At 43.8% G+C, this 24,326-nt stretch carries 15 protein-coding genes and 1 pseudogene; 10 read left to right on the plus strand and 6 right to left on the minus strand.

The window, feature by feature from the left end; genetic code table 11:
- Positions 1–8 precede the first annotated feature (8 nt).
- The 7 genes from BLR32_RS16845 (at position 9) to BLR32_RS16875 (ending at position 13,416) form a co-directional block, all read left to right on the plus strand.
- Positions 9–437 (plus strand): DUF5004 domain-containing protein, encoded by a 429-nt coding sequence (locus tag BLR32_RS16845; protein ID WP_089833802.1) that lies wholly within the window; start codon positions 9–11, stop codon positions 435–437.
- Positions 438–458: 21 nt separating this feature from the next.
- A complete protein-coding gene (locus tag BLR32_RS16850) occupies positions 459–1,421 on the plus strand; it encodes a DUF4961 domain-containing protein (protein WP_089833804.1) in 963 nt (320 codons plus the stop codon).
- Between the two features lie 24 nt (positions 1,422–1,445).
- Complete coding sequence (locus tag BLR32_RS16855; protein WP_089833806.1) at positions 1,446–4,523, plus strand: SusC/RagA family TonB-linked outer membrane protein; 3,078 nt, start codon at positions 1,446–1,448, stop codon at positions 4,521–4,523.
- 23 nt (positions 4,524–4,546) lie between these two features.
- The gene (locus BLR32_RS16860; RefSeq protein ID WP_089833808.1) at positions 4,547–6,253 is read left to right on the plus strand and encodes a RagB/SusD family nutrient uptake outer membrane protein; all 1,707 of its coding nucleotides are present in this window, start codon (positions 4,547–4,549) and stop codon (positions 6,251–6,253) included.
- Positions 6,254–6,287: 34 nt separating this feature from the next.
- Entirely contained in the window at positions 6,288–9,344 is a 3,057-nt protein-coding gene (locus BLR32_RS16865) for a SusC/RagA family TonB-linked outer membrane protein (RefSeq protein WP_089833811.1), read from the plus strand.
- Between the two features lie 29 nt (positions 9,345–9,373).
- Positions 9,374–12,286 (plus strand): discoidin domain-containing protein, encoded by a 2,913-nt coding sequence (locus tag BLR32_RS16870; RefSeq protein ID WP_089833813.1) that lies wholly within the window; start codon positions 9,374–9,376, stop codon positions 12,284–12,286.
- Positions 12,287–12,633: 347 nt separating this feature from the next.
- A complete protein-coding gene (locus tag BLR32_RS16875; RefSeq protein WP_089833814.1) occupies positions 12,634–13,416 on the plus strand; it encodes a hypothetical protein in 783 nt (260 codons plus the stop codon).
- Positions 13,417–13,690: 274 nt separating this feature from the next.
- Here BLR32_RS16875 and BLR32_RS34610 read toward each other — a convergent pair whose 3' ends face one another.
- The 3 genes and pseudogenes from BLR32_RS34610 to tnpB form a co-directional block, all read right to left on the minus strand.
- A complete protein-coding gene (locus BLR32_RS34610; protein WP_089833816.1) occupies positions 13,691–13,804 on the minus strand; it encodes a transposase domain-containing protein in 114 nt (37 codons plus the stop codon).
- Positions 13,804–13,926, minus strand: a pseudogene (locus BLR32_RS34615) (IS66 family transposase); the annotation flags it as partial. The pseudogene BLR32_RS34615 and the gene BLR32_RS34610, both read right to left, overlap by 1 nt.
- 64 nt (positions 13,927–13,990) lie before the next feature.
- Positions 13,991–14,218, minus strand: a complete 228-nt coding sequence (gene tnpB / locus BLR32_RS34620; RefSeq protein ID WP_089833820.1) for an IS66 family insertion sequence element accessory protein TnpB — start codon at positions 14,216–14,218, stop codon at positions 13,991–13,993.
- Between the two features lie 550 nt (positions 14,219–14,768).
- Between tnpB and BLR32_RS16895 the strand changes: the two genes are divergently transcribed.
- Positions 14,769–16,949 (plus strand): KAP family P-loop NTPase fold protein, encoded by a 2,181-nt coding sequence (locus tag BLR32_RS16895; RefSeq protein ID WP_089833822.1) that lies wholly within the window; start codon positions 14,769–14,771, stop codon positions 16,947–16,949.
- A gap of 616 nt (positions 16,950–17,565) precedes the next feature.
- Here BLR32_RS16895 and BLR32_RS16900 read toward each other — a convergent pair.
- The 3 genes from BLR32_RS16900 to BLR32_RS16910 all read right to left on the minus strand — a co-directional run bounded on the left by BLR32_RS16900 (position 17,566) and on the right by BLR32_RS16910 (position 21,399).
- Positions 17,566–18,468 carry a hypothetical protein gene (locus BLR32_RS16900; protein WP_089833824.1) on the minus strand — a complete coding sequence of 301 codons (903 nt, stop codon included), beginning with the start codon at positions 18,466–18,468 and terminating at the stop codon, positions 17,566–17,568.
- Positions 18,469–18,511: 43 nt separating this feature from the next.
- Complete coding sequence (locus tag BLR32_RS16905) at positions 18,512–19,987, minus strand: P-loop NTPase fold protein (RefSeq protein ID WP_089833826.1); 1,476 nt, start codon at positions 19,985–19,987, stop codon at positions 18,512–18,514.
- A 167-nt stretch (positions 19,988–20,154) separates the two neighbouring features.
- On the minus strand, positions 20,155–21,399 hold the full coding sequence (locus tag BLR32_RS16910; RefSeq protein ID WP_089833828.1) for a hypothetical protein: 1,245 nt from the start codon (positions 21,397–21,399) through the stop codon (positions 20,155–20,157).
- Between the two features lie 785 nt (positions 21,400–22,184).
- Here BLR32_RS16910 and BLR32_RS34070 point away from each other — a divergent pair.
- Positions 22,185–22,661, plus strand: a complete 477-nt coding sequence (locus BLR32_RS34070) for a hypothetical protein (RefSeq protein WP_176842317.1) — start codon at positions 22,185–22,187, stop codon at positions 22,659–22,661.
- A gap of 1,068 nt (positions 22,662–23,729) precedes the next feature.
- On the plus strand, positions 23,730–23,819 hold the full coding sequence (locus BLR32_RS34725) for a hypothetical protein (RefSeq protein WP_449384800.1): 90 nt from the start codon (positions 23,730–23,732) through the stop codon (positions 23,817–23,819).
- Positions 23,820–24,326 lie beyond the last annotated feature (507 nt).

The following is a 24,326-nucleotide window of genomic DNA, read 5'->3' on the forward strand; positions in this document are numbered from 1 at the left end:
CAACCACCATGAAAGTAAGCATCTCCTTTTGTTTACTGATACTGTTACTCAGTATCAATGCCTGCAAACGGCAGGAAATATCTGTGCCTGAGCAGATAAAAGACATTTCGGGTGAGTGGCGTATCGTCAAGGCAGTCCGGAATGGCGTAGAAATTACCATGCTGGCAGATTTCACGAAGTTCAGAATACATTTTAAAGAGGGACAGTACAATATTGAGCATCCGATGCCTTTTGTCGTGAACAAAAACGGTAGTTATTCACTGGATGATCCTGCGTATCCTTTACGCATCTCGTTCCTGCAAACGGGCACCGATGCTGCTGTCAGTACCGGTTTTACTTACCCGGTAGTGAATGGTAAACGTAACATGGTGTTTTCCTTCAGTCCCGGTTGTGCATCCAATACTTATCTGTACACACTTGAAAGAGTGGCTCCCTAACCTGATTCAATACGAGACGATATGAAAAAATATATATGGATTATAAGCGGGATGCTGCTGTTCCTGGCAGGCTGTGTGTTCCTTGATAATGTGGTGCAACCTGCTGATGCCAGACCTGGCGAAGAGATGACCATTACGATGGAAACGCGCATTGATGTGGCAGATGGCGGACGGTCTAATGTGCGGCTGATCATTGGTTTCCTGGCGCCTAAGAACTGGCAGGCCGGTGCTAATTCTTCTATCACTTATACCACTACGGCCTATGGTAGTGGCAAAATGGTACCCGTACCACTGAGCGTAGATGCCGGCGGCGGACAAAACTGGCCGGCAGCCCTGAAGAACCGTTTTGGCATGGGCGGCAACTTTATGGCAGACGACCTCGAATGGGTGGTGTTCTGGACGGAGCAGTCCTATGATGTGCCGCAGGGCGTAAAAGAGACGATTAATGTAACGATTAAGACAATGCCTGGTGCGGAGAGCGTACAGTTTAAAACCGGCTATTTCGTGGGTACCAGTACGGATGGACTCAGCGATGTATTCGGTTCTAACAACGTATATAAAAGCCGCTTTATGGATTGCTTCACCGTGAGTGATGGTATCAGCGATCTGACTGATTTCTGTAATCCGCAGATCGGTGCGGTAACACCTGGCGTGGCGACAGACAATGACCTGCTGACTATCTCATTTGATCCGGATATAGTATCTACAGCGCTCAGCGGAGAAGCGAATATTTATCTATGTGCGAAAGCATATACCAATACCGGTAAGCAGCTGGACGCCTGTATACAGACAGACCAGTCGAAGCTGAAGCCTTACACCGGCAGGAAATCGGCTATTACTTTCTGGCCCCGTGCGTATTTCAGTATGCAGGAAGGGGATACGCTGGAGAAAATAGAGTACTTCTTTACAGATGCCAGCGGTACTACAAAGGTGGGTTACAGCAATACAGCCAATCCATTCGTCTACACGTTCAAATGCCAGTAAAACATGTCGCATAAAAATTATACAATGGCACTCAATTATATTCAACGATATATCTCTGCGCTTAGTTGTCTGCTATGCCTGCTTAGCGGCAGCGTATACGGGCAGGGGGCGGCTGGTATTAGCGGCAGACTGGTAGATGCTTATGGTCAGCCGCTGGCAAAAGCCCTTGTTTACGTTAAAGGAACAGGCGACAGCACATTGACCGACGCAGCAGGAAAATTTACACTGGCAGCCGGGCGCAACAGCGTTCTTGTAATGCAATATCCCGGCTATAAACAGCTGCAACATGTTGTAAAAGAAAATACCGTCGTGTTGCGTATGGAAGAAGTTTTTATTCCTGATCCGGAGCACATCCCTGTATTATACGGAGAGGCGGATCGTCGCAGTAGCGTGGGCGCGATAGGCACTGTATATACCAGTCAATTGTCGGCTACGCCGGCTACTTTGTATGCCTATGCATTACCAGGACGTCTTGCGGGCTTGTATACCCAGCAAACAAGTGGTTTCCGCAATCCTGGTACCGGCAATAACTTTGATGTGGATCAGTTTGTAGGAAATATCCCCAGGTCGGGCGCACTGGAAGCGAATGACAACGCTGAGATCAATCTGTGGTTGCGCGGACAAACGCCTGTCACGATCGTAGATGGTGTACAACGCGATGTGTTTTCTATAGATCCGGAGAATATTGAATCTATTTCTGTCCTGAAAGATGGATTGTCTACTATCTTATTGGGACAGCGTAGTTCACGGGGTGTGTTACTGGTGACCACCAAACGTGCCCGTGCCGGTAAACCACGTTTGTCATTTACCGCACAGACAGCGATACAGCAGTCTTTAAGTATGCCAAAAGCTTTACCGGCCTGGCAGTATGCATACCTGTTAAATGAAGCTTTGCAGAATGACGGCAAGGCGCCTTTATACAAGGAAGCAGATATACGTGCGTTCCGTGATCATTCCGATCCTTATGGTCATCCTGATGTGAACTGGTATGACCAGGTATTGAGAGATAATGCGCCTTTGTCGCGATATAATCTGAACATCAACGGCGGTGGGGATGTAGCCCGTTATTCCGTATCACTGAATTATACCGGTCAACAGGGCATCTTCAAATCATCACCGGAGAATAGTTATACGACGAATGCCGGTCTGAAAAGATACCTGATCAACACAGACGTCAATATCGACGTAACCAGTAACCTGAATGTCGGTATGCAGTTATTCGGCCGTTTACAGGAAGGTACACAACCAGGAGCAGGTACCGGTAAAATACTGAGTGATCTGCTTTCTACTCCCAATGCAGCCTATCCTATCACCAATACCAACGGCAGCTGGGGTGGTACAGGTAACCTGACCACCAACCTGCTGTCATCTACGGTCAACAGTGGTTATATTCAGGACAATAGTAAAGACGTGATGGCGAATGTGGACCTCCGTTATGACCTGGGTGACTGGATTCCTGGTTTGTCGCTGAAAGGCAAGGGCAACCTGTCCATCCAGTCCGCCAACGCGATTAACCGCAGTAAGCAGGATCTTGTTTATAAAATGAACATCACACAGGGCGACACCACGTATGCCAGGTTTGGGCAGTCGGTGAGCCAGCACAATGACTTTATCTCTGTTTTCAATGCACAGTATTTCTTCGGACAGATCTCTCTGAATTATGATCGTCAGTTTGGTGCGCACGGACTGAGTGCCATTGTGCTGGCGGACAGAAGACAGACGATCTTCAACTATGACCTTCCGGGTAAAGCCACGAACCTGTCAGCGAAGGCTACATACAACTATGGTAACCGATACTTTGCGGAAGCTGCCATCAACAGAAGCGGTTATAACCGTTATATGCCGGGCAGACAATACGGTACCTTCTATGCGGGCGGCATTGGCTGGGACATCGCCAGGGAAGCCTTTATGCAGGACCAGGCAGGTTGGCTGAACCAGTTAAAGCTGCGGGCCACCTATGCGCAGACAGGCAATGGGATCGATAATTCCGGCTACTATATCTGGCGTCAGGACTTCAGTGAGAACAATGGCATAGGTGGTGGTATTTATGAACAGGGTACTGCCCGTTCACCGGCGTCCGGTTTCCAGGAAAACGGATTGGCGAACAAAAACATTTCATGGGAGACAGCCCGTAAGATAGATGTAGGTGTTGACATCTCCCTGTTCAATAACCGTTTGCAGGTAACGGGTGATTATTATCATGACCGTTACGCGAATCTTTTACAGATAAGAGGAAAGAGTATTGGTTTATCCGGAGCGGCCTATCCACCGGAAAACATCGGCATCAATCTTTACAAAGGAGGAGAGCTGACGGTGACCTGGCAGTCGCATATCAACGACTTCCATTATTTCATCACTGCAAATGGCAGCGTGGAGCAGAGCAGGGTAATTTTCATGGATGAACAACGGCGCGATTATGAATGGAACAAACGAACAGGACAACCGGTAGGTATGCGTTTCGGATATATTGCAGATGGCTTTTTGCAGACAGCCGAAGAAGCTGCCGCTGCACCTGTCATTACCGGTTACCAGCCATTACCCGGCGATATCAAATATAAAGACCTGAATGGAGATGGTGTGATCAATCAGTTTGATGAAGCGCCTATTGCCAGGTCCAGTCCACGTATTTACTATGGCATCAGCGCCGGTATTTCCTGGAAGGGACTGGAATTAAGCGCCTTGTTGCAGGGTGTCAGTAACCGCACCAACTACGTAGCCAACTTTGCTACAGAGTTAGGATTCCAGTTCGTCAACTTCACTTATGGACAGGCTTACGAACAGATCACTGGCCGCTGGACGCCTGAAACAGCTGGTACGGCTACATATCCCCGTTTGTCGGCAGATGCAAACTACAACTACAATAAAGCCAGTTCTACTTTCTGGGTGCGTAACGGCAACTACTTCCGTCTGAAGAATGTGAGTATTGCCTATAACCTGCCTTATGTATGGGTACAGCGACTGAAACTGGGCGGGGTGAAAATCTTTGCCAACGGGTTGAACCTGTTCACACATGCACCTTACGATTTTGTAGATCCTGAAGTAGGAGTAGGCGCCTATCCGATTCAACGGGTATTGAATACAGGTCTGAATATTAAGTTCTAGTCAGCCATTTTAAATAAAGTAACATGAAGCAATTCCCAACTATATTTCTCCTGGCCGGCTTCCTGATTGCGCTGGTAGCCTGTAAAAAGGATTACGAAGCGGTACCGCTTGAGAAAGTGACGATAGAATATGTCTTTGACAAAGATGATTCGCTGGGTACTTATGCGAATAAGTTCCTGAATACGGTGTATTCCAAATTACCCGGCGGTTACAACCGCGTAGGCGGAGATCTGCTGGATGCAGCCTCTGATGATGCTATTTCTGGTTTTACGGGCACTACCAGCGTATCTAAACTGGCAACAGGCGCTTATACTTCTTTTGAGACGATTGCGGAAGAAACACCCTGGAACAGTGCTTATTCGGCTATCCGGGCTGCAAGCATCTTTGTGTCTAATATTAATATCTCTCCGGTGAAAGATAAGTTGCCCAATGGTAAGTCGGTGCGTTATGCCTGGAAGGCAGAGGCGCGGTTTATCAGGGCGCTGTTTTATTTCGAATTACTGAAACGTTATGGTGGTGTGCCTTTGATGGGTGATGAAGTAAGGGAATTAGGAGATGATGTACAGGTGCCACGTAGTTCTTTTGAAGAATGCGTACAGTATATCGTTAGTGAATGTGATGCGATCAAGGATAGTCTGCGTCCGAATCCGGTTGTAGCGCCGGAGCTGAACAGTCACCGTGCTACCAGGGGGGCAGCACTGGCATTAAAAGCAAGGGTGCTGTTGTATGCTGCGAGCCCGTTGTTTAACGGGGAGAATATCGATGCAGGCAATCCACTCACCGGTTATACCGGTTATAATAAAGAGCGCTGGAAACTGGCGGCGGATGCGGCCAGAGCGTTGATAGATGAAAAGACTTTTTCCTTGCTGCCTAACTTCAAAGATATCTTCATCACACAGAATAACAGTGAGGTCATCTTCTTCCGTCAGGGAGGTAATTCAACGGATATTGAATCAACGAACGGTCCGGTAGGTTTTGCGCAGGTAGCCCGTGGTCGTACCAATCCGACACAGGAGCTGATAGATGCTTTTCCTACGGATGCGGGCCTTCCTATTACTGACCCGGCGTCGGGATATGATGCGAATGCCCCTTATGCGCATCGTGATCCACGTCTGACCATGAGCATCATTTACAATGGTGCGAGATGGCTGAATACAGAGATACAAACGTATGAAGGCGGTCAGCACAGACCCGGCGGAGCGGAGCCTGGTACAAAGACAGGATACTATATGCGCAAGTTCATGGGCAATTTTGAGAATGCGACTCAATACAGTAATACCAGTCATGACTGGATACTGCTGCGTTATACCGAAGTGCTGCTCAATTTTGCGGAAGCGGAAAACGAGTACAATGGTCCTACGGGAGAGGTGTACCAGGTATTGAAAGACCTGCGTGCCCGTGCAGGTATCACACCCGGAGATAATGGGCTGTATGGATTACGTCCGGGTTTATCTCAGGATGAAATGCGTCAGCAGATCCGCAATGAACGTCGTATAGAGCTGGCTTTTGAAGAGCATCGTTTCTGGGATATCCGTCGCTGGAAGATCGCACAGCAGGTGTATGGCAACCCGCTGCATGGCATGAGTATTATCCGGAACGGAGGAGATCTGTCTTATAGCGTTGTGGAAGTCTTCAAACCGGCATTCAGTGCGCCGAAAATGTACCTGTATCCTATACCGTACGATGAGGTAGTGAAAAACGACAATATGCGCCAGAATCCTGGATGGTAAGCTTTATTCCTGACATGAAATCAACTGATTGAAGATGAAACATATTTTACTGTTGCTGCTATTGGCCATTTCCCTGTCTTCGATGGCACAGCAAAAAAGCATAAGCGGTACTGTGAAAGACCTGAATGGCGTATTGCCTGGTGCGGCAGTTGTCGAGAAGGGTGTGCCTACCAACGGGGCTATTACAGATGCAGATGGCCGGTTTAAACTGACCCTGAAGGGAAAGTCGAATGCGGTGATCGTGAAGCTGATCGGGTTTACAACCCAGGAAATCAGTGTAACAGGTTTAGTGACGCTTGACGTCATATTACAACCTGCTACACAGGGAATTGATGAAGTAGTTGTGGTGGGTTTTACGCAGACAAGACGTATTACAAATACCGGTGCGGTAAGTGGTATCACGGGGGCTGAGATCAGGAATGTACCCACTGCCAATGTACAAAATACACTGATGGGTAAACTGCCAGGATTTGTGTCGCAGCAACGTTCTGGTCAGCCGGGAAGGGATGCGTCTGACTTCTTTATCCGTGGTGTGAGTTCGCTGAACAGCGAGGGAAACAAGCCATTGATCATCGTGGATGATATTGAATACTCTTATGACCAGTTGCAACAGATCAACGTCAATGAGATTGAAAGTATCTCTATCCTGAAAGATGCGTCCACTACCGCGATATATGGTATTAAGGGGGCTAATGGCGTACTGGTGGTGACGACCCGCAGAGGTAAAAGCGGCCGTCCGCAGGTAAACGTACGTGCAGAATCCGGTCTGCAGGCGCCGGTAAAGACGCCCAGGTTACTGGATGCTTACAATACGGGATTGCTGGTAAATGAAGCCTACAAGAATGACGGTCTGACGCCACTGTTTACGGATGCAGACCTGGAGTTGTTCAGAAATGGGAAAGACCCATATGGTCATCCGAATATCAACTGGTATGAAATGGTGTTTAAGAAATTTGCGCAGCAGGCAAATACCAACGTCGATATCTCCGGTGGAACGGAGGCCGTGAAGTATTTTATTTCCGGTGGATTTTTAACACAGAACGGGCTTGTAAAGGACTTTTCTGATCCCCGTAATGAAGTGAATACAAACTATTTCTTCCGCAGATATAACTTCCGCTCCAACCTCGATATGCGGGCAAATAAGACGCTGACACTGCGTCTTGATCTGACAGCGCGTTTCGGTGATATCAACGAACCACATGCGGCGAATGTGGTATCGGAAGTCTATAATTTTGAAAAGATACATCCTTATTCCGCGCCTGTTATGAACCCGGATGGTAGTTATGCGTTTGCAGCGGATACAAAAGATAAGCTGCCGACTATCAACGCCCGTCTGGCGAATGGGGGATATACCCGTAGTAAGCGTACGGACTTTAATGCCTTATTTGGTGCTACGCAGCAACTGGATTTTATGACGAAGGGTTTGTCCCTGACAGCCCGTGTGGCTTATGCCGGTGTAGAGCAATATTCCAGGAACCTGTTCCGGCCAGTGGATCCGCCTTCTTATCACTATAATCCGGTGGACGGGTCTTATACATTGGATCCCCGTGGGAATTACCGTTTACAGGCTTACAGGGTTACAGGGAATACGGACCTGTACAGCAGGAATGTGAACACGCAGGCGTTCCTGAATTACGACCGCAGCTTTGGCGCGCATACCTTTAACTCACTCATACTATACAATAAGCAGAGTTATGCCTTTAAATCGGATGTTCCGGCCAATTTCCGCGGACTTTCCTTCAAGGTTGGTTACAACTATCAGCAGAAATATCTGATCGATTTTAACGGGGCTTATAATGGTTCTGACCGTTTTCAGGCGAAGAAAAGAAACGGTTTCTTCCCGGCAGTGGGTGTGGGCTGGAATATTTCGCAGGAGTCGTTCTTTAAGGAACGTGATCTGCCTTTCAGTCTGTTGAAACTGCGTGGTTCCTATGGTGTAGTGGGATCTGATGTGACGTCGGGCAACCGCTATCTCTATCGTCAGGAGTATTACTATAGTGGCGGTTACTCCTTTGGAGAAAATGATTCGCAACAAGGTTCTATTTATGAGGGAGAATTGGGTAATATGGATGTAAGCTGGGAAAAGGCGAAGAAAGCAGATGTGGGTATCGATATGAATCTGTTTAAAGACAAGCTTTCTGTGACGGTCGATTATTTCCATGATATCCGCTATGATCAGCTGGTACGGAAGGGTTCTGTTCCCGGTATTATCGGTATTGGTTTCAGTCCGACGAATGTGGCCAGGACAAGTAACAGGGGTTTTGACGGACAGATCAACTACCGTGGCAGCATCCGTCGTGTGAACTTCACCACCAGCCTGGTATTCCAGCATTTCAAAAACAAGGTACTGTTCAAGGATGAAGCACAGCCGGCTTTCCCCTGGTTGAGGGAAACGGGTCGTCCTATCGATCAGCCATTCGGCTATACTTTTATCGGGTATTATACACCGGAGGATATTCAGAAGATCCAGGCGAATACGCATGATAAACCAGCTACGCCGCTGAGTGAATATCCGATCCAGGCAGGTGATCTGAAATACAGGGATCTCAACAACGACGGTATTATAGACAATAATGACCGCGGCCCTATTGGTCGTCCGAATCTGGCCAATACGGTGCTTGGTTTGACACTGGCGGCTAATTATAAAGGGTTTAGTGTGAGTCTGCTGTTCCAGGGAGCGTTTGGGTATAGTTTCAGTGTGGTAGGTACCGGTATCGAGACATTCCAGAGCCAGTTTCAGCCTATTCACCAGGAAAGATGGACGCCGGAGCATGCGGATAACGCACAATTCCCTCGTCTGACCAGCAATCCGACTACTGTAAATAGCGCACGTACCTATATGTCAGATTTCTGGTTGATCGATGCACGTTATGTACGTCTGAAAACGATCGATCTGGGGTATCAGTTGCCAAGCCGCTGGTTACCACAACGCCTTAACAACGCGCGACTGTACCTGAGTGCTTATAACCTATTAACATGGACTAACTACGATAAGTACCAGCAGGACCCTGAGGTGTCCAGCAACTCAGCGGGCGACGCTTATATCAATCAGCGCGTTGTCAATCTAGGGGTGCAGATCGGTTTTAAATAAACACCAACTAACGAGGAAAATTTGCTAAAATGTTCAGAAACAAACGATGGGCGCTGTCGGCGGTCTTAGGGATATTATACCTGGCAGCAAACGGACAGGAAAAGATCATGACCTTAAACAGCAGCAATGCGGCCGTGAACTGGAAAGTAAAAGCGGCAGCGGAGCTGGGACAGACAACGGATATTCATACAACAGCTTATAATGATCAGGACTGGGTGAAAGGGATCGTACCCGGGACGGTGTTCGGCTCATTTGTGGCGGCGGGATTGGAGAAAGATCCTGATTATGCGGATAACATTTACCAGGTAGATAAAGCGAAGTATGACCGGGACTTCTGGTATCGCAGCACGTTTACATTTTCCCGCCGGAAGGCAGGAGAGCAGCAATGGCTCAATTTTGAAGGCGTGAACAGGAAAGCGGAAGTATTCCTGAATGGCCATCGGCTTGGTTTACTGGATGGTTTTATGGACCGGGGAAAGTTTGATGTGACGAACCTGTTACGGTATGATCAGCCGAATGTACTGGCTTTGCTGGTGAGTTGGCCGGGGACGCCTATTGTGAACTATTCAAGTCCTACGTATATCTCCAGTGCCAGTTGGGACTGGATGCCTTATGTACCCGGACTGAACATGGGTATTACAGATGATGTATACATTACCGGTTCCGGTGCTATTACTATCCAGGATCCGTGGGTACGCACCAGCAGTGCCGATACGGCGCTGGCGAAACTGAGTGTTTCGATGGAGTTGGAGAATCATTCTGCACAGGCGCAGGAGGGTACCATTTCCGGCACGATTCAGCCCGGTAATATCCGTTTCTCCAAAAATATAAAGCTATCAGCCGGACAGACGGAACAAGTCTCTTTTCAGCCGGAAATAGCCCATCCACAGCTTTGGTGGCCGAACGGGTATGGTAGTCAGCCGTTATATACCTGCGATCTGCAATTCACCGTAAAAGACAGCGCATCTGACAGCCGAAAAGTGACTTTTGGTGTGAGACGTTTCAGTTATGATACCACCGGTGGTGTGTTGCATATCTACATCAACGGACAAAAGATCTTCATCAAGGGCGGTAACTGGGGGATGTCTGAGTACCTGTTACGTTGCCGGGGCAGTGAATATGATACGAAGCTAAAGCTGCATCGGGAGATGAATTTTAATATGGTGCGCAACTGGATCGGGAGTACGACAGATGAAGAATTCTATGATGCCTGTGATAAATATGGCTTGCTGGTATGGGATGATTTCTGGTTAAATTCACATCCGAACCTGCCCAAAGATGTCTTTGCTTTCAACAGGAATGCGGTTGAGAAGATCAAGCGGCTTCGTAATCATGCCAGTATCGCGGTATGGTGTGGCGATAATGAGGGGTATCCTTTACCCCCCTTGAACAACTGGCTGAAAGAGGACGTCGGCACGTTTGATGGGAATGACCGTTTGTATCAGGCGAACTCTCATGCTGATGGTCTGACGGGTAGTGGTCCGTGGACGAACTTTGCACCCGCCTGGTATTTTACCAGATTTCCCGGTGGATTTGGCGGTACGCCCGGATGGGGACTGCGTACAGAGATCGGCACAGCGGTGTTTCCTTCTTTTGAAAGCTTTAAACAGTTTATGCCAGATAGCAGCTGGTGGCCACGTAATAAAATGTGGGACCTGCATTTCTTTGGTCCTTCGGCGGCTAATGCTGGTCCGGACAGATATGACGAAGCGATCAGCAAAGGTTACGGTACAGCCAGTGGTATTGAAGACTATTGCCGGAAGGCTCAGCTGGTGAATATTGAAGTCAATAAGGCGATGTATGAGGGTTGGTTACATAATATGTGGAATGATGCTTCGGGTATCATGACCTGGATGAGTCAGTCGGCTTACCCAAGTATGGTATGGCAGACTTACGACTACTACTATGACCTGACAGGCGCTTACTGGGGCGTGAAAAAAGCCTGTGAGCCTTTGCACATACAATGGAGTGCGGCAGATAATTCCGTAAAGGTGGTGAATACTACTTTACAGGATTATAGTAACCTGAAGGCGGAAGCGATTGTATATAACATGGATGGAACGGTGGCCAGGCAAATTGGTCAGACGGCGACTATCCGTGCTGTTGCCAACAATACCACACCTTGTTTTGATTTGAATTTTAATGCCGATAACCTGGCCTTCAGGAAAACAGTGGTTGCTTCCTCTTCTTCCCCGGAGAGCGCAGGTGCTGCTGCTGTAGCAGATGGTAGTGTTGGTTCCCGTTGGAGCAGTAACTATAACGACAATGAGTGGATCTATGTGGATCTGGGTGTTGCGCAGGAGATCAGTAATGTCGTATTGATCTGGGAAGATGCACATGCGGCTGCTTATAGTTTACAGGTCTCTGATGATGCGCAGTCCTGGACAGATGTCTATAAGACAGAGACAGGTAAAGGCGGTACGGAAACTATTACCTTACAGGCGGTGAAAGCGCGTTATGTAAGAATGCTGGGACGTAAACGGGCTTCACAATGGGGGTATTCTTTATATGAGTTGGAGATATATGGTAAACGTAGTACAAGCCTTTCAGATGTACAATTTATACGCTTGCGCCTGAGTGATGCGAAAGGCAATCTGCAATCTGATAATTTCTACTGGAGAGGCAACCGGAATGGTGATTATACAGCGTTGAATCAATTACCGGCTGTACAGCTGAAGGTAAGTTCGAAGGCGGTGCAGGTGAGTGATAGTACGCGCATTACAGCGACGGTGAGCAATCCTTCCAATGCCGCAGGACCTGCATTTGCGGTCTGTGTGCAGGTGGTAAGAGCGAGTGACAATGAGCGGGTATTGCCGGTGGTGATGAGTGATAACTATTTCACTTTACTGAAGGGGGAGAGTAAGCAGGTGGAGGTTTCTTTTGAGAGGAGATTGCTGGAGAGTGGTGGGTATAAGTTGATTGTTATGCCTTATAATAAATAGCTGGTCTTTTTTTTCATTGCATCGAGGGGTGTATCAAAGTTTTGAAGACGCCCCCTTTTTATATATCAGTAGCAGTAACTTTTTAACAAATCAATTTGTACACAACTGTAGATGGCAAATGAATGATTGTCATGTGAATAATATCAACTTACTTTCAAGAAGTTATGGTAATTACTTACTAGCTCTAACGGATTCCGTAGGTACGGCATGTGAATGAAGAATACCTTGCAGATGGTTATTAGGTCTATCACATACGTATTCGTTTCGTAAGCAGATACCTCGCTGACATAATCACCGCAAGAAAGACGGGCGATGCGTATGAAAAAATTATTATAGAAGTAAGGTCAATGCCAACCTTCACAGAAGGGAGGATAAGAGAGGCAATTGGCCAACTAAAAATGTATCAAGGATTCGTAAAAAATTATAAGCTTGCTCTTGCTTTTCCCGGCAACTTATCAGAGAAAGATAATAAAGCGCTGCAGGAAGCTGGAATTGAAGTTTGGGATATAAATTTTATAGCTTCCGAATTTGCAAATGAAATCGCTTCCACACCACATCCAATACTTCAACCTTTATTTGCTTCAGCTAAATATGTTGCTGCGCACGATAAACTAATCAATGAGTTAAAATCTATTAAGCCAGTGAACAAGGATGACGACTGGTCAAAGTATCAAAAGCACATAGAAAAAGTTTTAGACTATCTATTTGGGAATGTACTTTCATCACCAATTTCGGAGTTGTCCGACCATTTTAAAATCAATAGGCGGGACTTCATTTTAAGGAACTACGCTGAGAGTGGTTTTTGGGCTCATCTGAGGAACAGATATTCTGCTGACTTTATAGTTTTAGACGCAAAGAATTATTCCAAGAGCGTTACCAAAAAAGAGGTGTTGCAGATATCTAACTATTTGAAAATTCATGGTGCTGGTTTATTCGGAATAATAATCTCGAGGAATGGAGGCGACAAAGGCAGTTACTATACCTGTAGAGAAATCTGGGCTATAGATAGAAAGTTGGTCATAGTATCAGATGACAATGATATAATCAAGATGATAATTGCAAAAGCTTCGAGTAATGCGCCGGAAGAAATTATTAGACAAAAAATAGAAGAATTTCGCTTGTCAATGTAGCATTACGGCGTTCACAATGGGCAGGCGTTTATAACAACGCTCTTTTAGTGAATGATGCAGCTTAATGACTGGTAAACTTTGCTCCGGAATAAGTGATAAGGTTTAGAGCGGAACGTTGATAAACTTTGGTCGGAGTAGGCAATTTGGGTTATTCGTTTCTCTAATTCAAAGATAAAAAGATATAATTTATCGTAAACACCCGAGATAGAGGCGTATGGATTTTATCAGAATAAAATCGTAGTAATCAATTTGAGGATTTCCAGTTGTGTGGGAGTTACTCGCTAAGTCTGTTCACGGAATGGTTATTAATTCGCTCAAAGATATCTTTCAGCCATTCATAAGGGTTTACATTGTTCATAGCACAGGTACCAATGAGGCTATATAACATTACCAGGCGATGATCTCCTTTTCACTACCTGCAAATAAGAAGTTTTTTCGTCCCAATGCGATAAGACGTATATTTCTCTCCACCGGATTATTATCGGGGTTAAGCATTCCATCCTTAACATAATAGGATAGTCTATCTCATCTTTCCAGGGAGTTAGACCAGAGCACGGGATCGTACACCAGTGATTCAAACGTCCCCCTTCTTTAATCGCTTATAATACATGGCAAAGCCATCACCTTCAAAGCTTAATAGCTTTATGGCATTGCGTCGTTTACTCAAGAATATATAAATGTCTCCATTCAATACATCCTGGCCCATGCAGTATTTTACCATTGCAGCAAGGCCATGGAATGATTTGCGCATATCAGCAGGTTCACTGCAAAACAAATACCGGTTGGTTGAGCATATGTGCATCCTGTATTAACAACTGTGTAGTCGGTAATTAACAGTGCACAGTTTTCGGTAAATAGGAGTGCACAAAAAATGGTAAATAAGAGTGCACAATGTGATAACAAAGGATACCCAATCCGGGAATAAAAATACAGGGTTTTAAGCGGTTTTACAGAAGATTGTTTTGCGGTTCTTCAGCCTGAAGCTCTGCCCGGATAGTATGCCCGAATTTAAGCCCAATGATAAGATCATTCGACTGGAGCTGATACTATTTAATTTAAAGTGACTGTTTGGCTCTCCGGATGAAGATGAAGGATAAATATCTTTGCGACATGTTAAAGTGCACGATCGGCAAGAGGGCTAAAGAACTTATTCACTCGGGTCGAGCGGAAATGCAGCTGACCCAAATAGACACCATATATAAGTTAGCCAAGTTAGCCCACTGAGATATGCTGTTACATTGACGATAAATTTACTTTAAGACATACCCTACGTTTGTCCTCTCTTATTATTGTGGGTATATCTGTTTTTTAGGTATATTAGCCAATAGTCTTTTAGTAAAGTATTATTACCGATGGAACTTTTCAGACCAGATACCCCAATTAAGGGAAAAAGCGAAGATAGATTTCAACGCTATGAATTTGCGTCACGCATTGCAGACATTGTTTCAAAGGGAAAATATCCGCAAAGCCTTGTTGTGGGTATATATGGAAAATGGGGTGAAGGAAAGTCTTCTGTTATCAACTGCATTCATTCCGAAATAAACAACCGGTATCCTGAAGGCGGAAAAGAGCCGGGGCCAACGGTTATCCATTTCAATCCATGGATTTTCCCCGATGAGAACCAGTTGTTAAAAATTTTCTTTACCACGATCGCCAAGGCGCTGGGCAAAAAGGCAAAATCCAAAAAGCAGCAACTATTCGGTTTAATAAGTACCTATACAGAAAGCCTCGGTATTATCTTGGATTTAGTTGGAGAATTCTCCCCGGTCCCTATGGCAGGGAAGGTGGCAAAAGCAGCTGGGACGGTCGTTAAGGCTACAAAAGGTGTTACTGACAAATTTAAGGATGATAGTTTAGAGTCATTAAAAGAACGAATCGATAAAATCATCATCGACTCCGGCACCAATATGGTGATTTTCATTGACGACATTGACAGGCTGGACATTCGTGAAACCCAAGTCGTTTTCAAGCTTGTTAAGTTACTGGCTGGCTTTCCCAGAACAGCCTATGTACTGGCTTTTGACGACGAGCTGGTCGCCAAATCTCTGGCAGAACAATATGCATCATCTGCCCATAAGCAGCCCGGGTACACCTTCCTGGAAAAAATAATTCAAATCCCCTTACACCTGCCCAAAACAGAGTCAAGTACCTTGCGCCAATTTGCCCTTGAGCTCATTCAGAAAGTTCACCAACAAATAAATATCCAGTTAACGAAAAAAGAATGGGCTGAATTTTTAATACGGTTTGATATGGCATTTATTCCGGCGATAACTAATCCCAGGGGGGCCATTCTTTATGCCAACAGCATCGGATTTGTCATTCCCCTTATCGGTAAGGAAGTCAATATACCGGACCTGATGTTGCTGGAAGCAATAAAGACCTTCTACCCGGATATTTACCATTTTATCCGCAATAATCCCGAGCACATGTTGCGTAAAAAGGAAGATGGTGAAAGAAGCAGGCAAATAGTTGCTGATTTCAATGCGTTTCTTAGTAGGCATGCGCCTGCCAACGTTCACTTCACCTATGTATTAAGACAGCTTTTCCCGCTGCTCTACGTACATGGCAGTGCTGATGAAGATAGCTGGTTCCGGGAAAAGCGGATTTGTTCTGCCAAATACTTCGATAGATACTTTACATATTCCGTCCAACCTGGGGAGATTTCCGACGTCTTCTTTAACGAAACGATGAATAAACTGTTTAGCAATGATTTAGATACTGCTACGGAATATTTCAGGGGCACTTTTTCCAAACTGGAAGTCAGTACCTTTCTCTACAAACTCAATATACACTCAGCATCTCTGGTGGAAGACCAGATTTTTCAGTTAGGGCTAATCCTGCGAAATGTAGTAGGCGACTTTGTTGACAAGGATAACGATGAGTTGTTTCCTACTTCGAATAGAATTATCCAATTGATCACTTCACTCGCAAAGTTGTTACCAGTAGGCCAACGCGGCACCTATACTAAAGAGATATTGAGCACTATCCAACCCTTTGAGGCTTCATGTGAAGCAACTAGGAGTTTCCTTGGGACGTTTGTCGAATACCTAGGCGAAAAAACTGAACTGAACGCTCTTTCGACAATCTGTTACGAGCAGCTTGTGCTTCGTTACAAGGAATTCCTTGCAGCTGATGGAAAATTGGGACAACTGCGCAACAGCTCTATCTGGCAAGTATTGCACGCCTACTACCAGACAGGGCAGAGAAACGCGGTTAGAAGCTTTGTAAAAGCCGAGTTAATGATCAATCAACGGTTTGCAGTGCGAATCATTCAAATGTGCTCAAGAATTACTTATCCTCCATCCACCCCGGACAAATATGAGCTACAGCTCCTAAGCAATACAAAAGAAAATATCGAAAAGCTGATATCGATGGAGGAACTATATAATTCAACTTCCTTCTTCTACGGGGAAGTAACCCCTGGTTCGCTCATGAATCCCGCTAAAGGAAGTTCGTATGATTACGTTGCTATAGAGATATTTCAAAAGTTCTGTCGTAATGGAGGAAAACTACCCCAAGAGGAAGATGACTAGTCCGCGCCAGGAGATCAAAATACTGCAGCGCAGCTACTATGATTTGCAATAGGTATCAACTTATGTACATAGAATTTTAGCATAAATAAACATGTTATAATCGTTAGAAATCGGCCGTCGCGCAGCCATCGAAAGCCTTTTCCATATAAAAATATTCAATTGAAATCTCTAGGCAAAAAGACGAAGGCGACGGGTACAATTCCAGGCAATTACCGGACCCAGTATAGGGAGATTTCCACTAGATGTTGGGGGACATTGGGCGATGTTGACCAATTAAACGAAATATTGAATTATGCCTCATCTTAGCCATGCCAGTGCGTGTTCAGCAGTGGGTGCTTCCCATGTACAGGCATCCACCTGATTGACTTAGCGACTTTTATCTAATTGGTCCTTTAAAAGCGCTTCCGGTAAATTGCGAGGTTTGTTGTTCATGGATGGTCCTAATTATTGTAACAAAAACAAAAATGTTTGTAAACTGTCTAAAGAGTCATTGGCCTGCCAGCGGGGGACAATAATCTCCGTTTCCGTAGCCCAACGTTTGTTGTCGGTCAGAAGACACGACACGGCGTCGGGAAGGCCAGCGTTAGCTGAAAACTAATTTCAAAAGCGATGACAATCATTTCCTATAGAGAATCATCATTTTAATACCATATTGAACCTTTAATCTACGGGCAAATGATATCACGGTTCCCCAAAAATCGTCGTCATTAATATATGGTTGATAACTCCCCATTCCTGCATCCTCCGCCACAAAATCATTTATAAACATATAAAATCTTTCCGGACTAAAGCCCGGGATATCCCGATAATATACATCATTCAATATTCTTAGCCATTGAGAGGAGAGCCGGAAGTCTTCATTCAGAACTTCTCCGCCATGCCAAGCCACATCACCTCCTGACTGTGAAAATGAATAATGATGCTTTTCCGTATTTACAGTTGTATGAGGAGGAATCGAAATATGATGACGAAGAAAGGGGTTATACCCTATTTTAAGATTGCGGGAGACCGCTGGATCATAAATTTCAATTTCTTTTAGCATAAAAGGATCTTCTGGCCACCATCTCCTAAACCATTTAACGTTTAATGCCGCTTCATACTCTGATAGACTGAGCGTAAGTGGGGCTACATATAAACCGAACTGGTGAGGCGGGTTATGTAAGCGACACAATATGTTATGCTGAAAGTCCTGCGCGGTGGCGGCCTTTTTCCTTAAGGGAAAATATAAGATCGGATTACCCGCTAGAAGGTTTTGTTGCCGGAAAGAAATAATCCCAGATAGTGACTGCCGCAGAAAACGTGGCAGTATCCGAGCATCGGGATTTAATCCCTGCGACACTTTAAACTGAAGATAAATGGGGAAAAAACGGTCAAAAAGTTTGTCAGCACCCGTAGCCTGTTCATCAACTGAGATCAGGCGATATCGATCTGACCAAAACGGGGTAATACAACCTAAATACGAAGCGACATCCGCTTCAATTTGATTTTCGCTTAATTGACTAGGAATTGTGAACGACATACTTATTGTTATGGTTATATGTAAATATCGTTAGGGATTATCCTCAACCAATATATCCTACCCTTTCAAGTTTTTCCACTGTAGCTTTCATAACCTTCCAGAAAAAGTCAGGTTTTATATTAAAAAAGTCGCCCTTCTGTGGGTTGTTGTCATTGTCAAACTTCACTTTACTAAGATTAACATATTGCACCCTGTCAGTTCTAAAGTCGTTCTCAAAGTCAACATATACCTCATTATCTTCAAACAAAGCCACATATCCAGCCCTACGATTGTGAAAGTGCTCATCGCCTTTTAGGATATGAAAAAAATTTGCTGCGTATATATCATAATTCTCTATTTCATTTTCACCTTTAGCACATTTATCAATAAAGGAGTATAATGTTTCAATATCGCTTATTACGTGGCGGATTAGTTTTAACTGCGTTGTCAATGGTAATTGTGCTGCGTAGCGATCCCTTCTGCCAGGGAATTGAATTGTTTCGTTGTGAAACTTAACAGTGATGTTATGCAGTTTAATCAAGTTGCGCAAACTCACTAAATCCTTCCTTAAAAAAAGCTCTAGCATTCGTTGAATAAAATTGCTACCTAAATATATTTTTTGTATATACTCGTTGTCGCCTTCTTCATGGTGATACCGAATAGATTTTAAAATCTGAATAATAATATCCGCTACCGCAGCTTTGTTATCGAAATGGTATACATCAGAACTGTAAAATTTGTCTACATAACCTAAAAAATCCACCTCCGCTCCGTATTTGTTCAGAAAGATTCTTTTGATGTTCCTGAAGTCGCATACAAGTATTATTTTTTCAAACCCAAATTTGTTTTTCTCTCCTGTACGTAATTCTGTATCAAAATGTGCGGCAAATACATTGAGTATTCTAAAGGTATGCTCTGGATCGAGCCGGTCTAAATCATCTATTATCAGAATAGGTATTTTCCCGGAACTCTTGATGGTTTCAGAAATAATTTTGGTAATAACATCATTCTCAAATAACGAACCTTCACTGGCCTGCAGTTTGTTCAAGTAATTAATCATCTTATCTCCGTCCGTTTCATTTGCTTTATCATGAAACTCAAAGAAGAGTTTGACGAGTTCGTTTAACTTTTCAAAATCTTCAACAACATCCTTACCTATTTTGGGAACCATAGAAACGATAGTGGTAGCTATTTTTAATAGATCTTTCCTAATGTAAGCAGGCAACGTGTCTATTATACGCAACTGTACTTCTTTAGGGCATATTCCTTTAATCAGGAACTGAATTATCAGATCATATTTTATATATCGAATAATATCTTCGTTGCTTGCTATAGAATAGTTAACAGGAAAAAGGTGTATGGGAATATACTTTTCTGTATCGAAAATCTTCTTTTGGTTCTCTTCTTCAAAAAAATCTTTTATGAAGGTAGTTTTACCACTTCCATATTTTCCTGAAAAAACGATCCGTTCATTGTCCGCTTGTTCGAGATGTTTAATGAATTCTTTGATGGGATACTCAAAAATTTGATCAAATCGCATATACTATTTTTAGAGTTCATGGCATCCAAGCCAGGGATATGTGTCAAAATACGGAAATTCCCGGAAAACAGAATTCGTTTAACCCCTGCAAGTCTCCAAAATCTACCCCGCCGTTGTCAGGGCTTCTGTGATTATTGAAAACTTGCAAGGGCAGAAAAGTATATTCCTTACGGGGCATCTAATGTAGCAGGCGGCTCGCTTTCATATTTTATTTTATCAACGAACATAGAAGGATTCCAGCCTTTTAAGATGCCGTCCAATACATATGTATCTAACAGGGACAATCCGAAATCGGCAGCTTTCCCAATAATACCAGCACCTGCTGCACCAATCGCCCCAGCAGCTAATGTATTATTTATATACTCTGTTGCCTCGTTAGCGGCTATTCCAACTCCTGATCCGACACCCAGCATCACTATGTTTTTGAGAAACTTTCCGGCTGTTGATTCGAAAAATTTATTTTTCCCTTTGATTGCATCAATATACTCTTGCGAGATATGCGCAGCATCTGTTGATTCAGATGTTGAGTTTATCCATTTTCTATACTCCTTAATCACACTATGATAACGAATATCGAACACTCTATCAAATGGAATTTTCTCTTCCAATACTAACTTCTGTATAGCCGTAACATTTTGAATACTTAATATCTGTGACGTATTCTCTGATACATGAAAGGCCGATTCAATTTTTCGAAGCGAATCCTTTGTTAAGTTGAAGTACGAATACTTATCATAACTTTTATAATCCTGCTTTGCCAAAACGGAAGTTTCTAAAACATCGTATCCTAAGTCCAGTAGTTTTCCTCTTTCTAAATAATCAAGCTGCTCCGGTTCTTTATTAGAGGGTAACCCAAAAATTGCCAAGTTATTATTCTTATATGCATTAATAACTATTGATGCAGATTGGTTCGCCAAAACTTTATCTGGTATAACGAACTTGTCCCGCATCCGTCTAAGTAGTATTCTTTTTCTGTCTTTATGTACGTCAGGAAAGTATTTAAATAATGTTTCAATATTCATTTCCGGGTCGCTATCTTCAGGAGACATACTTCCGCTAACTAATGGAGGCTTGCCCAAAACTGCATCATGATCTATGCTGCCGTCTTCTAATTGCATTCCGGTTGATGTAACTAACTGTGGAGCCCACAGTACGGGAACAATGATATCCTTTTCAATGAGTTCTTGGAATTTGTTTATGCCCAATATTGAGTATAAGACACGCAATCCTGCGCTCCAACGGTCTGTTTTGACAGCGATTTTATCAAAAAGTAAAAATTGTTCAAATAATAACGCTTTAAGCCGATCATACTCCTGTTGCCGAATTTGGCCGGCTGGAGGTCGGGCTGTTCCTAATATGTGCTGATGGCCGAAAGTCTCCAAATCTTTGTTAAATACGATATGCTTCTTCATATGATTCAATCGCTATAGTAAGTAGTGTTGGTTGTGGATGTTCGCAATTTATGGCATTTTTAGCCACTGTTGGTCTTACCCCGCCGTTGTCGTGGTTACTGGCGGTCGCCAGTGAGATCGCTTACGCTAAGTTCTGACCCACAACAGAAGGGGTAGGGTGTTGTTAGTACTGCTGGGACGAAAGCAGGTAGGAGTTGAGAGTATTTTCTGACATCCAGGGTCTCATACATCCCACTACGAGTACATGAAGGGAATGACCATGGAGGATATTTAACCGGCAACAGCTATCAGGGGAAGTAATGAACTCAGCTAGGTTGATCCTTAGTCGAGCTGTTACCTCCGTTCCCTTAGCCCCGACTTCTATTGTCGGTCAGAAGACACGACAACGGCGTCGGGAAAGACCGGCATTAGCAAAAAATAGGAGCCGGCCTACTGTTAATAGCAAAATGTTAAGCAGCAACTCCTAGAAGCAAGTCCTGGCTACCGTTCGTGAACTGAATCTACCGAGCTTGAGCGGTTCGCTTCCCTGCTCCGTTCAGCCTGGATGTGAGTATAAATGCTATCTAGGTACTGAGAGTATAGGTCCAGCGACTCCCTGTTTAATACTAATCTCACATTCTGTAATATCTATAGGAGCAATGGTACTGACTCCAGTAAATTCTTTAAAATGATTAAGACTTCCTTGCAGATACCGGTTGCCGTCTGTTTTATGAGTTTTTACATACTCCTCAGAAAATTCAAAGAAATTCTTCTTCAATTTATGAGATGGGATATATGCCGAACCGATGGCTAAAGCATCAAGCGTTCGTTCTGCTTTCTTTGTCTCCAATAAGGCCAGTGCTTCTTTATTAAACTTTTTCTCGGTCTGGCTGCCGGGGGCAGGCATAGATGAAAATGCCCGTTGCTATTTTTCCTCCTTTCTTTCTGCCATAATCAAAGTAAAAGAATATCTTATCGCCCTTTTTATTCGGTCTTTCCGCTACTTTCATGCATCTACTATTTTAAAGGTGACGAGAACGGGCATCAATTCATATACCGTTGTTAGAACGAAAATGAAGGATGGAAGCTGCATTGAGCGTGAATCAGGAAAATTGAAAAAAGGCGGGAAAGAGCGGGAAAATGAATTTTTTAGTTTTTTTTCACCGATAATCACCCATGCTGACATCGAGACATTGACGATAAGGCAGCGTGACTGCTTTTTCTTGAGGGGAGATAAGAAGCTGTTCTTTTGCTTTTTTCTAAGATTTTTGAACGGCTGGTAGTGGCCTGTTTCCACTGCAAAAACGTGTGTCATTGCGTGTGTCATTTATGTGTCGCAAATAGTGGGAATGGATCAAGTTGATCCCTAAGATGCGGTAGAAGGCCTAAAAACAATAACGCCGGAGATCATATCTCCGGCGTTATGCCTGCGTGCCCAGTAGTGGTAAAGAATCGAACCAATTAGTATTGATTTTTAAAAGATTAAATCAATTAGATTAGTACTGTATATGGTGATTCGTGAGATATATCCCCGACGGAGACTTTAATTATTCAGACTATTACTTTGTATGGTTTCTTCCTGGAGAACCTATATGAGTCACTACCAGGTAGTGTGGCAGGAGCAGTGGATGGATGAGCAAGGGGTGTATTTGCCAAATTTGATAAAATCCCTACTATTGCATATTATTCTATTTTCCTATGCGCCTGTAATGCTCAGACGAAATTCTTTTGGCAATACCTCATAATACTGAATATTATGAAGGTTGGGTTAATCATAATACTGAATGCTTGATTGCCATGCGCAAGAATGGGTATAAATTGTCCGAAACCCCGTTTAGTGCTCATGACTTTCCGTTGGAGGTACTGTTAATGTTGTTTATGAAAACGGCACCTGATTTTTTAATGGTATTATTGAAGAATCAGGCTATTATTTCTATACGTTTAAACATATCACAAAGACAACTACGTAGAGTTTACCGATATAATAAGCAGCTTATTTGGCGAAATACAAGTTTTTTGGTCCGGATTATTTAAGGGCGGATATTCCGCCACATCTCGACTATGGGCCTGTAAAAGAATATTTAGTCGTGGAGTACCGGAAAAGGAACATCTATTTCTGGGAAACCTGTATCAGGAAAGGCATTTTTTAAACCTTATTTACGTCTCGTAGCGACCATGATCGATCCGGATATGAAGTGCTTACAAGTAATGTAGCAATGACTGAAAATAGCAAAGCCTAGGCTTTGCGGCAGAAATGGCGAATTTTCAAAGTATAATTTAACATATTGTTGCTCTGCATTTTTAAGCATGGCTATAGAAAATGCAATGAAATATGAAAGTTCATCATTCAAATGCTTGCTATACTTGACAAAAGGCTTGGTAAGCGACGGCTTGCATTGTTACAAGCACAGGGCCATCCGCAGGCGCTCTATTTTTTGTAACTTAGGCCCTGTATAGAGCTAGGCATTGTATAAAACAAAGACGCTGGGGATTATTGCTCCAGCATTTCCTAAAGTACCCCTGTGGCGCCCTTTTAAAGCCGCTTGCATCGTATTATTAGTAAGTCATGTCGTTAAAGGTATAGCCGTTCTGAAAATAGAAGTCGATTACGAAATTAATGAATTTGCTGTTTCCGGTAGCTCCAGGGACATTTATCTGACAAGGTAGTAGAAAAGAAAATAGCAAATTTTATTATTTTCAGTATTATTGTTAGTTTGAAATCGAAATTGGAAATTGATGTGAAAAATTGGTTTAAATTTCAGTCATTCATATTCGCATATTTTATACCTACATCTCAGGCTAACCAATTATAATTTATTATATTCATTACCTTTAATTACCACGTATGAACTGTCAGTCTTTCGCAACACAATGAATCCTTGGTTGAGAAAAGTACCATTTTTTTAAAAGGAAGAAATCTTAACCATATTTCTAAGAACAGAACCTTC

Origin of the sequence: Chitinophaga filiformis, assembly GCF_900102545.1 — a bacterium.
In the GTDB taxonomy this organism is placed as follows: domain Bacteria; phylum Bacteroidota; class Bacteroidia; order Chitinophagales; family Chitinophagaceae; genus Chitinophaga; species Chitinophaga filiformis.